We start from the raw sequence: 12,146 nt of genomic DNA on the forward strand, positions 1-12,146 counted from the left end.
TCTCCTAGGACAGGCGCACGCGCGGGTCGATGAACGCGTACGCCGCATCCACGATGATGTTGAAGACCAGGATCAGGGCGGCGCTGAAGATCATCACGCCCATCACCATGGGCAGGTCCAGGGTGGTGACCGAGTCGACCGCGAGCCGGCCGAGTCCCGCCAGCTGGAAGGTGAACTCGGTGATCATCGCGCCGCCGAACAGCGATCCCAGGTCCACGCCGAGGATGGTCACGATCGGGATCAGCGAACCGCGCCAGGCGTACCGCAGGAAGACGTAACGCGCCGGCATGCCCTTGGCCTTGGCGGTCCGGACGTGCTCCTCCTGGAGCTGCTCGATCATCGTCGAGCGCGCCATACGGGTGTACTGCGCGGTGAAGATCGTCGCCATCACCAGCCACGGGATCAGCAGGCCCATGAACCAGCCGACCGGATCGCTGGTGAGGTTCACGTACGCGGGCGCGGCCATGATGCCGCTGTAGACGAAGATACCCAGCACGACCGGGCCGAGGATGTAGATCTGCACCGAGCTGAGGACCATCGAAACACCGGTGACTGCCTTGTCCAGCAGCGTGCCGCGCTTCCAGGCCGCGAGCAGGCCGGCGCCCAGGCCGATCACCAGGAAGGCCACGGCACCGCCGAAGGCCAGCGACGCGGTGAGCGGCAGCCGGTCCATCATCGTGGACCAGACGTCCTGCTTGGTGGCGAAGGAGTAGCCGAAGCAGGGGGCGTCGCAGCGGCCGAGGGTGAAGTCCCGGCCGGCGAAGATCCCGACGAGGAAGTGCCAGTACTGGACCGGCACGGGCTGGTCCAGCCCCAGGTTCTTGTGGATCAGCGCGACGTTGTCGGCCGTGCAGTTCTTGCCGCAGGCCATCAGCGCGGGATCGCCCACGGAGAAGAAGACGAAGAAGGTGAAGGCGCTTAGCAGAACGAGGATGACGACCGCGCCGATCGTCCGGCGAAGGAGGAAGGGAAACATGACAGTTCGCTGCTCTCAGGACGGCGGCTGCAGTGGGGTGAGGGGTGGCGGGAAGGCCCCGGAGTGCGCGCCCCGCCTTGCGCGCGCACTCCGGAATGCCTTCGGCTGTGTACTGCCTACTTCTTGATGAACAGCGTGTTCACGTCGAGGTAGTTGGTGTCCGAGTTGTACCGGATACCGCCGATCTTCGAGCCGTACAGCTGGAGCGACTTGACGAAGAAGACCGGGGCGGCCGGGTTGACCTTCTCCACGATGTAGTGGTGGAGCTTCTGCCACTCCGCGGTCTGCTTCTGCACGTCCGGGATCTGCCTGATGCGGTCGATCTCCTGGCTGATCTTCGGGTCACGGACGTGCGAGTAGTTGGAGGCGCCGTCCGCGATGATGCGGCCGTCGTAGGACGGCGGGATCACTGTGGAGGCGTCCGGCCAGTCCTGGCCCCAGCCGGTCAGGTAGACGTCGAAGCCGTTGTCGACCTTGCCCATCTGCTGGTACCAGGAGGAGGAGTCGACCTCCTTCTTCTGCACGTTGAAGCCGGCCTTGGTCAGGCCGTCGGCGATGGCGACCGACTCCTTCTGCCGGATCTCGGTGTTGGCGTAGGCGTAGACGAGCTTCATGCCCACCTTGCCGGCTTCCTTCAGGAGCTGCTTGGCCTTCTCCGGGTCGCCGTTGGGCTTCTTCAGCTTGCCGTAGGGGTCGTAGCCCTTCTCGTAGCCCGCGACGGTCGGGGAGAGCAGACCGCCGGCGACCTCACCGCCGTAGCTGCCGCCCTCGATCCGGACGACCTGCTGGCTCGGCATCGCGTAGGTGATCGCGTCACGGATCCGCTTGTCCTTGATGCGGTCCATGTTCATGTTCAGCTGCCAGACGTAGGGCTGGTAGCCCTGCACCAGGCGCTTGCTGGCGCTGGCGTCGCTCAGCACCTGCTTCGTGAGCGTCGGCTCCACGGCGTTGGTGAAGCTGATGGCGGTCTTGTCGGCGCCCTGGTCGGCCATCAGCCGCTTGGTGGAGTCGGAGAACTGGTGGTTGAAGGAGATGTTGTAGCCGTCGACGTACTGGTGGCGCGCCGGGTCGGTCTTGCCGTCCCAGTTGGGGTTCTTCACCAGGGCCATGGACTTGCCGGACTTGAACGACGCGATCTTGTACGGACCGCTGGTGACCGGCGCGATGTCGTAGCTGTCCTTGGTGTCCTTGGCACTGTCCGGGACGACGCTGTAGCCCGCCATCGCCAGCGCGTAGGGAAGCTGCGTCTGCGGCGCCTTGAAGTGGAAGACGATGGTCTTGTCGTCCGGCGTGTCCAGGACGGACTTGGGCAGGTGGTCGCCCTTGTACGGACCGTCCGGCAGCGCCTTGCGGTAGGTCGTGCCGTCGCCCGACAACCACTGCTGGATGTAGGTCGGACCCTCGGTGATGAACGGCGCGTACATCCGCTCGATGGAGTGCCGGATGTCCTTCGAGGTGATCGGGTTGCCGTCCTCGAACTTGACGCCGTCCTTGAGCGTGTACGTCCAGGTCTTGCCGCCGTCGGACATCTTGCCCGCGTCGGTGGCGAGGTCACCGACGAGAGTCTTGTTGCCCTTGTCGTCCTGCGTGTACGTGGTCAGGCCACGGAAGATCAACTTGGCCAGGTCGCCCACGTCGCTGACGTACATCTGGGCCGGGTCCAGGTGGTTGTAGCTGTCCCGCTGGTAGACGGTGATGGTGCCACCGTTCTGCGCGCCCGCAACCGCGGCCGCGGGGCCGTTGGACTGCGCCGCGGTGCCGAGCGGTACCACCTTGGACTGGGTGGCCGCGTCCTTGTCGGTCTGCGCGTTGTCCTTACCCGTGCGGCCGCCGCCGCTGCAACCGGTGAGCGCGAGCGAACCGGCCGCCAGGGCCACGATCACCGCGCGAGTTCTACGCGTGGAGAGTGTCTTCATGAGGATCCAAGCACCTGCCTGTCAGTCGTTGTCCCGATGTGCTGTCTGACGCATCCGGTGCGCCACCGGCGCGGGGGTGACAGCTGCCCCCGTCAAGAGGGCGATCAGCGCCCGGACTTGGGGTCGAAGGCATCCCGCACCGAGTCCCCGAGCAGGTTGAAGCAGAGCACGAAGATCACCATCGCGGCGCCGGGGAAGAGAAGGAAGGTCGGGTCGTTCTCGTAGATCTGTCCGGCCGTCTTGAACAGTCGGCCCCAGTCGGGGGTCGGGTCCACGATGCCGACGCCCATGAAGGACAGGCCGGCCTCCGCCGTCACGAACAGCGGGAGCATGTAGGTGCTTTGCACGAGGATCGGGGTCACCACGTTGGGCAGCAGCTCCTTGGTGATGATCCGCCAGGGGGAGGCGCCGGTGATCCTTGCGGCCTCGACGAAGTCCCTCTCCCGTAGGGACATCACCTGTCCGCGCAGCAGACGGGCCAGACCCATCCAACCCAGCGCCCACTGCACGAGGACCAGCGCGATCACGCGGATGTAGGTGGGGGTCTCGTCACCCGGCGCCACGAAGACCGCGATCACCGCGGGCATGAACGCCACGAACGTCAGCTGGCTGGGGAAGGCGAGCAGGAAGTCGATCAGACGGCCGACCCAGTAGTCGGTCCTGCCGCCCAGGTAGCCCGCCGTAATACCGATGATGGTGCCGGTGATGACCACCAGGATGGTGACCGCGAGCGAGATGCCGAGCGAGGTCCGCATGCCGTACAGCAGGTTGGTGAACAGATCGCGGCCGAGGCCCGGCTCGATGCCGAACCAGAAGTCGCCGGAAATCCCGCCGTTGGGCCCTGCCGGGTAGCTGAACTCGTCCAGCAGATTGGGGTTATCGCTGCCGTACAGCGTGTACGGATTCTTACCGTAGATCGAGGCGATCACCGGGGCCAGTGCCGCGATGAGGAAGAAGGCGAGCACGACGATCGCGCAGATCACGCCGCTGCGGTCGCGCTTGAAGCGCGCCCACATCAACTGCCCGGGGGAACGGCCGACGAGCTCACCGCCCTTGCCCTTCTTTTCCTTCTTCAGACCCTTGGATGCAAGTCCCGGGGTATCGGACTTGCCTGCCGCGGTCTGGGATGGACTAGTCATCGCGAAGTGCCCCCGCGCCGAGTTCTCTTGGAACGTGAAGCGGCACCGGTCGCACCGCTGGATGAGCGCGACTTTCGCAAGTGATTTACGGCGGAGTCAAGGGCATACGGTGTGCTCGTGCACAGGTCGTCCGCTTCTTGAGCGAAGATTGCGCAGATCGTCGCCAAGGCGTGCTTGACACCGTGTTGTCGTGTACGACATGAAGGACATATCGCCTCTAAACGCTTTAACGTGAAGGCAACTTGACTGTCGCATCACCGATATACGGACGCGCCATGATGAACACCGTACGGCCGTGCGGGTGCCGTAGGTCGGTCGGGGACGCCGGTGGCGCCCCGACCGACCGCCGTTTTGTGGGTGTTTCGCGCCCCGGTCCCTCCGTGTCTGTTGTCCGCGGGCCGAGATTGGAGTAGACCTTCGGTAGCGCCTTCACGAATGCGGGGGTGCTGTGTACGCCGTGGGGCACCGAGACGGACGGGGGACGGCTCGTGTCCACAGTGCGGTCGCGCCATCTCACCAGCGGTGCACGCCGCGCCGCCCTCACGGCCTGCCTGCTGCTCGCTGCGACCGGCGCGGCCTGGCTCGTCCGGGACCTGGTCGTCCTCGGGCGACCGGTCGAGGTGCGGACGGGGTCGCTCGGGGCGGCACCCGGGGTGACGGCGCGTCGCGCGGCCTCCGTATACGACCCGGTGTTGGCCGTGGGTGGGCTCGCGGCCGCCCTGGCCGTCCGGCGCGGGGGCGCGCCGGCACTGGGCGCACTGCTGTCCCTGGCGGCCGCCACCGCACTGCTGCGGCTGCCGCTCCTGTGGACCGCGGACCGGCCGCCGGGACCGGACGGGACGCTCACGGCCGGTGCGCAGGCCACCCGCTGCTCGGCCATGGCGGCGCCCGGCTCGCCGTCGCCGGCCGCAGCGGCGCGTTCGGGCACCTGATCGGGCTCCGGGGCGCCGCTCAACTCCCTCTCGTGGCCGCGACGTTGGTGGCCCTAGCCGGTCTCGGCGGCCTGCTCGCCGCGGCCCTGCCCGGCGCACCGGACGCCCCCGCTGGCGAACGCCGGCCCGTGGCGTACGGCAACGGGCCGGACGCGGCGCGCCCACGGCACGCCCCGCCGCCGCCCTCGGCGCCCCCCGGCTGGTGAGCCGGCGGACGGCGCCCGGCCCTCAGCCGATCCCCAACGACCGCTTGAGGAAGTCCACCTGGAGCAGCAGGAGGTTCTCCGCCACCTGCTCCTGGGACGCCATGTGCGTCACCCCCGACAGTGGCAGCACCTCGTGCGGCCGCCCCGCGGCCAGCAGCGCCGAGGAGAGCCGCAGGGAGTGCGCCACCACCACGTTGTCGTCGGCCAGGCCGTGCACGATCAACATCGGGCGGTGCGGTGCGACTGCCCCCGACAGCCCCTCGTCCGTCACCAGGGAATTAATGGCGTAGACCGCTGGTTCCTCGTCGGGGTGGCCGAGATACCGCTCCTGATAGTGGGTGTCGTACAGCCGCAGATCGGTCACCGGCGCCCCCACCACCGCGGCGTGGAAGACGTCCGGCCGGCGCAGGGCGGCCAGTCCCGCCAGATAGCCGCCGAACGACCATCCGCGGATCGCCACCCGTCCCAGGTCCAAGGGGAAGGAATCGGCCAGCGCCTCCAGGGCGTGCACCTGGTCCTCCAGGGCCATCGGCCCGATCTGCCGGGAGACCGCCTTCTCCCATGCGGGGGACCGGCCCGGGGTGCCCCGGCCGTCCGCCACGATCACCGCGAAGCCCTGGTCGGCGAACCACTGGGAGGTCAGATGGGCGTTGTGCGCGGCGACCACCCGCTGGCCGTGCGGACCGCCGTAGGGGTCGAGCAGTACCGGCAGCGGACCGTCGCCCTCCTGGTAGTCGGTGGGCAGCAGCACCGCGCACGGGATCCGGCGCTCGCCGGCGAGCACCAGCTGCGGGCGGGCGGTGAGACCCGGCGTCTCGGCATGCGAGCCGATGACCGCCAGCACCTTCTCGCCGCCGTCCGGATCCAGCCGCACCACCTCCGACCGGGCGCCCGGCTGCTCCAGCGACGCCTGGGTCAGGACCGTCAGCGCCCCGCCGCGCACCGCCGAGGAGACCGTCGGGTACGGCCGTTCGCCGACCCGCTCCCAACCGCCCTGGTCGCCGCTGCCGCGGAACCACGCCCGGTAGACCCCGATGTCGTGCATGTCCGTGCCGCTCGCCGAGAACAGGACGTCGTCCTCGCCGATGTCCAACACGGCCCGCACGTGCAGCGGCTCCCCGGTCAGCGGCCGGTCGCCGACGAACAGCTTCCGGGCGCCGCCCTCGTCGGCGATCCGCACCAGCCGTCCGTCCGGCGTCCAGGCCGGCGCCCCCGGGAACGGCTCGACCCACACGTCGTCCTGGTCCTCGTGCACCAGCGCGGTCGCGCCGGTCTCCGTGTCGACCTTCAGATAGCGCTGGGCGCGCTGGTCCCGGGTCTGGACCAGGAGGAGCGGCGGGCCGGCCGCCGACCAGTGGACGCGGGCCAGATAGGGGTAGCGCTCGGTGTCCCATCGGACGTCCGTCCGGGAGCCGTCCAGGCCGAACAGCGCCAGCGTGACCTCGGCGTTGGCGCTGCCGGCCACCGGATACGGCACCCGCGCGGGCTCCCGGTCCGGGTGCGCCGGGTCGGCGATCCACCAGCGGGTCACCGGCGCGTCGTCGACCCGCGCGGCCAGCACCCGGTCGCTCTCCGGTGACCACCAGTAGCCCCGGTGGCGGTCCATCTCCTCGGCCGCGATGAACTCGGCCAGCCCCCAGGTGACATCGGGGCCGTCGGGCTCCGCCAGCACCCGGTCCGCGCCCGCGGCACCTCCGCTCCCGCCGCCGTCCGCCGCGACGACCCGCAGCGCACCGTTGGCCACATACGCCACATGGCGCCCGTCCGGGGCCGGACGCGGGTCCACCACCGGACCCGCCGCGGGGAGTTCACGGGTGGTGCCGGCACGCAGCTCCGAGACGAACAACCGCCCCGACAGCGCGAAGGCGGCCAACTCCACGGCGGCGTCCACCGCGTAGCCGACGATGCCCGCCGACCCCTCCCGGCTGCGCTCGCGACGCGCCCGCTCCTCCGGGGGGAGCTCCTCGTCCGCGCCGGCCAACAGGGCGTGCGGATCCGCGGCGGTGAACTCTCGTCCACCGTCCAGGTCGAGGACCCAGAGCTGCTGGCTGCGGTCGGTGCCGGTACGGGATCGGAGGAAGACGGCGCGGGTGCCGTCGGGGGCGAGGGCGAAGTCGCGCGGGGTGCCGAGCGTGAAGCGCTGGGTGCGCGCGTATTGCCGGGGAAAGGGCAGCTGTCCGGTCATGCCGCCGAGCCTACGGCGGGAGCCGCGCGTCGGCGCGGGACTGTGGAAAACGGCGTGCGCCCCCGCCGTGCTCCGGTGCACCGACTTATGCGCAAGGACGGAAAGTTATGATCCCTTGCGCGTGGCGGGTACGGGGTAAAGAGCCCTTGGCATACCCGGGTACGTGGCGTCGCCCCGTCGGCTCACGTACCGTCAACTCTGTCCGGACCGTGACTACTTGGAGGTGAGCCGCCGTGGCACTCTCGATTTCGGCGGTTGTGCTGCTGGCGATCATCGTCTTCTTGCTGATCAAGAAGTCCGGACTGAAGGCGGTACATGCATTCGTCTGCATGCTGCTGGGCTTCTATCTGGCCAGCTCGTCCATCGCTCCGACGATCAAGACCCTGACGACCAATGTCGCGGGGATGCTCGGCGGCATCAAGTTCTGATCGCACCCCGGTCGGCCGGAGCCGCCCCCGCACCGCCCTCTCGCGCAGTGCCCGGGCGGCCGCCCCGATCGGCTGCGGAGGGCGCGAGGGGCGGCTCGTAGGCTGTCTGCATGACGTCCCACCCTGCCCCGGCCGCCGCGGGCGAAGACTCCCCCAGGCTTCGTCCGGGGGGACCCCCAGCGCGGCGCCGTGACCTCCCCGCCCGCCGTCTCCTCCTGGTGCACGCGCACCCGGACGACGAGTCGATCAACAACGGCGCCACCATGGCGAAGTACGCGGCCGAAGGCGCGCTGGTCACGCTGGTGACCTGCACCCGAGGCGAGGAGGGCGAGGTCATCCCGCCCGCGCTCGCCCACCTGACGCCGGACCGTGACGACACCCTGGGGCCGTACCGCGTCCATGAGCTGGCCGCGGCGATGGCCGCCCTCGGAATCACCGACCACCGCTTCCTCGGCGGCCCCGGCCGCTACCGGGACTCCGGGATGATGGGCGCGCCCCAGAACGACCGGTCGGGCTCCTTCTGGCAGGCCCCCGTCGACGAGGCGGCGGCCCACCTGGTGGCCGTCATCCGCGAGGTCCGCCCCCAGGTCCTGGTCACCTATGACCCGAATGGCGGATACGGCCACCCCGATCACATCCAGGCCCACCGCGTTGCCGTGCGGGCCGCGGAGCTGGCCGCGCGGGCGGACTTCCGCCCGGATCTCGGCGGCGCGTATGCGATCGAAAAGATTTACTGGAACTGCAACCCCCGCTCGGAGGTCGAGGCGGGCCTCGCCGCGGTGCGCGCGGCCGGTCACGGCTTCTCCGGGGTGGCGGCGGTGGACGACGTCCCGGGCGTGGTTCCGGACGACACGGTCACCACGACGATCGCCGGTGCGGGCGGGTACGCGGACGCGAAGACCGCGGCGATGCGCGCACATGTGACCCAGATCGTGGTCGACGGGGCGTTCTTCGCGCTCTCCAATGACCTGGGGCAGCCGCTGTTTGGCACCGAGCACTACCAGCTGGTGCACGGGACGCCCGGCGCGGCCGACGGGCAACGTGAGGACGATCTCTTCGCCGGCGTCGGGGAGTCGGCCGGTTCGACGGGCACGGAGGAACGTGCCCGCAGGCAGGAGGCGGCGGAATGACGACGTCCAACGGTGGTGCGGCCACGCCCAAGGGCGGCGGGGCCAAGGGCAAGGGCGGCGCCCGGAACGGCGGCGCCGATGCGGACCGGAACCGGCGGACCCGGGCGTCCGGCGGCGGCCAGGCCGCGGCGGCCGGCGGCAACTCCGCGCCGCCGGCGGGCCGGCCTGCACCGGGCGCACCGCTGACGCCGGGCCGGGTGGGCCTGTACGTCCTGCTGTTGGTCGTGGCCGTTCTGGTCGCGTTGGCCGGAACGCTCCTCCAAGCGGCGTGGTTCCCGGGCGGGTTGCTGCTGGCCCTGGCCGGTCTCGGCGGTCTGTTCTACGGGGGCGCCCGGGCCACCGGCACCGCGGGCGGGGTTCTGGTGCCCGGCGCCGCTTGGTTGGTGACGGTGTTCCTGCTGCTCAGCGACGTCCGACCGGAAGGCGACTTCCTGTTCGGGCCGGGGCTCGGCTCGTACGCCTTCCTGCTGGGCGGCATCGTGATCGCTGTGATCTGTGCCACCGGGAACCAGCTGCGCGCTGCCGGCGTGCCCCGGGGCCGAGTTGGCGGATGACGTGGCTCATACCGGGACGGATGCCGCGGGTTCCCGGGGTGCCGGCCGTGATGGCGGAGCTACGGCCGGCGGGGCGGTGTTCCCGCGCACCCAGGGTGTCGGCCGGCGGCGGCCAGTATGGTGGTGCGCGCCGCCGCGCCGCCCTGGGGGCACCTGCCGGCCTGAGGCCGGGGAATATCTCTGACGAGCGGCGGAGCCAACCGGGAGAACCTGCTTTGAGTCGTGAATCTGACAGTTCGTCCTCCGGCCCCCGGGGCCGTGGCGGAGCCGTGTACCCGTCGGGGACACCGCCCTACGGTTCGCCCAGGGGAGAGGCCGGCGAGGCGCCGGGAACCGGAGCCGCGGACCGGCCGGAGGAGCCCAAAACCGAGACCACGCTGACGACGCGGATCAAGATCAACATTCCGGGGTCCCGCCCCATCCCGCCGGTCGTCGTGCGCAAGCCCGTCGGTGAGGAGTCCGGCATGAACGCATCGGCTGCACCCGGCGGTTCCGCCGGCTCGTCCGGCTCCATGGGGACGCCCGGTCCGGCCTTCGGCGGCGAGCGGGCCGTCGAACGCACGGCGGAGACGCCGCGGCCGGAGGCGATGGCGGGCGAGGCGCCCGCCATCCCGAAGGAGAAGACGACCAGCGACTGGTTCGCGCCGCGCAAGCCGCAGGCCCAGACCGGCGGGAATCCGCCGGCCGCCGACACCTCCCCGGCGCCGGCGGAGCCCGGTGCGACGGGCGGCACGGCCCCGCAGCGCCCGGACCTCCCGTACTTCTCGGACGCCGCCCCGGCAGCCTCCGGGCCGGCCCCGCAGAGCGGCGGCGCGCCCTTCGACGGCGGCCGCGGGCGGAGCGTTTCGCCCTACGACAGCGACCCGCTGGGCGGCAACCCGCTCGACGGTGGTCCGCTGGGTGGCGACCCGCTGGGTAGCGATTCGCTGGGCGGCAAGTCCCTGGGTAGTGACCCCCTGGGCGGCGACCCCTTGGGCAGTGACCCGCTCGGCGGCGACCCCTTGGGTGTCGACCCCCTCGGCGGCGACCCGTTGACCGGTCCCTCCCCGTTCGACGGTGGTCCGCGCGGTGCGGCGTCCCCGTTCGACGGTGGCTCGCGCGGCGGTTCGCCATTCGACGCGCCGGCGAAGCCCGACCGCGACCGCAACCCGTTCGACGCCCCGGCAGGCGGCACGGGCCCCAGCGGCCCGACGACCGGCCCGGCGCGCGGTGATTCGGCTTTCGACCTCCCGCCCGGCTTCAGCGACCCGAGTGCCGGCAAGAGCGCCGCGGGCCGGCTGAGCGACGACACCGCCGAGCTCACCCCGCAGCCCCCGGCACCGCCCGCCGGGCCCGGTGGTGGCCTCGGCGTCACCGGCGGCATTCCGGGCGGCCTGACCGGTGGCCGGAAGGGCAAGGGTGCCGGGTCCGGCCCGAAGAGCGGCGGCCCGGGCGGCCGGATGTCCGGCGACACCCTCGTCAGCGGGATCCCCAAGGTGCCCGGGAAGGGCGGCCCGACGGCCGCCACCCCGTTCACCGGGGCGTCCAGTGGTGACGAGGAGGGCGCGGCCGCCAAGCCGCGGCCCAAGATCCCCGAGCCGATCAACCCGCCCAAGAAGGGCCGCAGCAAGCTGGTGCTCGCCGGCGTCGCGGTCGTCGTGCTGGCGGGCGTCGCCTACGGTGCCGGGCTGCTGCTCGACCACGCCGACGTCCCCAACAACACCACCGCGCTCGGTGTGGAGATCGGCGGCAGTTCCAAGGACGAGGCGGTCAAGAAGCTGGAGGCCGGTCTCAAGGACCGCCGCACCGCACCGCTCAAGATCACGGTCGACGGGAAGCCCGAGACCCTGCTGCCCGCCCGGGCGGGGCTGGACGTCGACCTCCAGGCGACGGTCCGCAACGCGGCCGGTCGGGACTACAACCCGATCTCCGTCATCGGCTCGCTCTTCGGCGTCAAGCGCACCGCCCAGCCGGCGGTGATCACCGACAAGGAGAAGCTGGGGGTCGCGCTGCAGGGCGTGACCGGGCCTGCGGACGCCGCGGCGGACGGCGGGATCACGTTCGAGAACGGCAAGGCCGTGCCGCACTACGGTGCGCCCCACAAGGCGATCGACGTCGCCGCCTCCGAGAGCAAGATCGCCGAGGCGTACCTCAACCGCGTCAGCACCGGCGGCGACACCCCCGTGGTGCTCGCTGCCACCACCCAGCAGCCCAAGGTCAGCAAGGCCGCGGTGGACAAGGCGCTCAAGCAGTTCGCCGAGCCGGCGATGTCCGGGCTGGTCACGATCCGGACGGACGCCCAGCACGCGGTCTCCTTCAGCCCGCAGAAGTCCATCCCGAAGTTCCTGTCCTTCAAGGTCATCGACGGCGAGCTGGTGCCCTACTACGACCGGCCGGCCCTCAAGGAGCTCTACGGCACCACCTTCGACGGCGTCATGGTGACCAAGGGCGACGGCAGCAAGCACCCGGTCAGCGTCGAGGAGGTGGCCAGCGCGGTGGGCAAGGCGCTGGTCGGCACGACCCCCGCCGAGCGCGTCCAGACCATCGCGGTCAACGGCAGCTGACACGCACAGCTCCCCGCCGCCGTACACTGCGGAAAGCACAGGTCAGAGGCCCTCTAGGGCGAGTCCTCCGGGATTCCCCTAGGGGGCTTCACCCATGACATCTGTCATGCCACCTTGCGGACACCTGACACTGCCGA

The 12,146-nt window shown here is 70.8% G+C and carries 10 protein-coding genes; 6 read left to right on the forward strand and 4 right to left on the reverse strand.

Going from position 1 to position 12,146, the window contains the following annotated elements; all coding sequences use genetic code 11:
* Positions 1-4: 4 nt before the first annotated feature.
* The 3 genes from ACO0M4_RS01545 to ACO0M4_RS01555 form a co-directional block, all read right to left on the reverse strand.
* Positions 5-976 (reverse strand): ABC transporter permease, encoded by a 972-nt coding sequence (locus tag ACO0M4_RS01545; protein WP_430367699.1) that lies wholly within the window; start codon positions 974-976, stop codon positions 5-7.
* 116 nt (positions 977-1,092) lie between these two features.
* Complete coding sequence (locus ACO0M4_RS01550) at positions 1,093-2,892, reverse strand: ABC transporter substrate-binding protein (protein WP_430367700.1); 1,800 nt, start codon at positions 2,890-2,892, stop codon at positions 1,093-1,095.
* 104 nt (positions 2,893-2,996) lie between these two features.
* Positions 2,997-4,031: an ABC transporter permease gene (locus ACO0M4_RS01555; RefSeq protein WP_430367701.1), complete on the reverse strand. Its 1,035-nt coding sequence runs from the start codon at positions 4,029-4,031 to the stop codon at positions 2,997-2,999.
* A 488-nt stretch (positions 4,032-4,519) separates the two neighbouring features.
* Here ACO0M4_RS01555 and ACO0M4_RS01560 point away from each other — a divergent pair, with 488 nt between their 5' ends.
* On the forward strand, positions 4,520-4,963 hold the full coding sequence (locus ACO0M4_RS01560) for a hypothetical protein (protein WP_430367702.1): 444 nt from the start codon (positions 4,520-4,522) through the stop codon (positions 4,961-4,963).
* A gap of 32 nt (positions 4,964-4,995) precedes the next feature.
* Positions 4,996-5,169 (forward strand): hypothetical protein, encoded by a 174-nt coding sequence (locus ACO0M4_RS01565; protein ID WP_430367703.1) that lies wholly within the window; start codon positions 4,996-4,998, stop codon positions 5,167-5,169.
* Between the two features lie 22 nt (positions 5,170-5,191).
* Here the strand turns inward: ACO0M4_RS01565 and ACO0M4_RS01570 are convergent, their stop codons facing one another.
* Positions 5,192-7,354: a prolyl oligopeptidase family serine peptidase gene (locus tag ACO0M4_RS01570; RefSeq protein ID WP_430367704.1), complete on the reverse strand. Its 2,163-nt coding sequence runs from the start codon at positions 7,352-7,354 to the stop codon at positions 5,192-5,194.
* A 233-nt stretch (positions 7,355-7,587) separates the two neighbouring features.
* Here ACO0M4_RS01570 and ACO0M4_RS01575 point away from each other — a divergent pair, with 233 nt between their 5' ends.
* The 4 genes from ACO0M4_RS01575 to ACO0M4_RS01590 all read left to right on the forward strand — a co-directional run bounded on the left by ACO0M4_RS01575 (position 7,588) and on the right by ACO0M4_RS01590 (position 12,009).
* Positions 7,588-7,782, forward strand: coding sequence for a hypothetical protein (locus ACO0M4_RS01575; RefSeq protein WP_016572735.1), 195 nt, complete (start codon positions 7,588-7,590; stop codon positions 7,780-7,782).
* Between the two features lie 110 nt (positions 7,783-7,892).
* Positions 7,893-8,912: an N-acetyl-1-D-myo-inositol-2-amino-2-deoxy-alpha-D-glucopyranoside deacetylase gene (gene mshB / locus ACO0M4_RS01580; protein WP_430367705.1), complete on the forward strand. Its 1,020-nt coding sequence runs from the start codon at positions 7,893-7,895 to the stop codon at positions 8,910-8,912.
* A complete protein-coding gene (locus tag ACO0M4_RS01585) occupies positions 8,909-9,466 on the forward strand; it encodes a DUF6113 family protein (RefSeq protein WP_430367706.1) in 558 nt (185 codons plus the stop codon). Before mshB ends, ACO0M4_RS01585 begins: the two co-directional genes overlap by 4 nt.
* 215 nt (positions 9,467-9,681) lie before the next feature.
* On the forward strand, positions 9,682-12,009 hold the full coding sequence (locus tag ACO0M4_RS01590; RefSeq protein ID WP_430367707.1) for a hypothetical protein: 2,328 nt from the start codon (positions 9,682-9,684) through the stop codon (positions 12,007-12,009).
* The last annotated feature ends 137 nt before the right edge of the window (positions 12,010-12,146 follow it).

This window comes from Streptomyces sp. RGM 3693 (assembly GCF_050471125.1).
GTDB lineage: Bacteria > Actinomycetota > Actinomycetes > Streptomycetales > Streptomycetaceae > Streptomyces.

Excerpts from the sequence above, each read along its gene's own strand:
- ACO0M4_RS01545 (WP_430367699.1), bottom strand. The coding sequence starts at position 976 with ATGTTTCCCTTCCTCCTTCGCCGGACGATCGGCGCGGTCGTCATCCTC.
- ACO0M4_RS01550 (WP_430367700.1), bottom strand. The coding sequence starts at position 2,892 with ATGAAGACACTCTCCACGCGTAGAACTCGCGCGGTGATCGTGGCCCTG.
- ACO0M4_RS01555 (WP_430367701.1), bottom strand. The coding sequence starts at position 4,031 with ATGACTAGTCCATCCCAGACCGCGGCAGGCAAGTCCGATACCCCGGGA.
- ACO0M4_RS01570 (WP_430367704.1), bottom strand. The coding sequence starts at position 7,354 with ATGACCGGACAGCTGCCCTTTCCCCGGCAATACGCGCGCACCCAGCGC.
- mshB (WP_430367705.1), top strand. The coding sequence starts at position 7,893 with ATGACGTCCCACCCTGCCCCGGCCGCCGCGGGCGAAGACTCCCCCAGG.
- ACO0M4_RS01585 (WP_430367706.1), top strand. The coding sequence starts at position 8,909 with ATGACGACGTCCAACGGTGGTGCGGCCACGCCCAAGGGCGGCGGGGCC.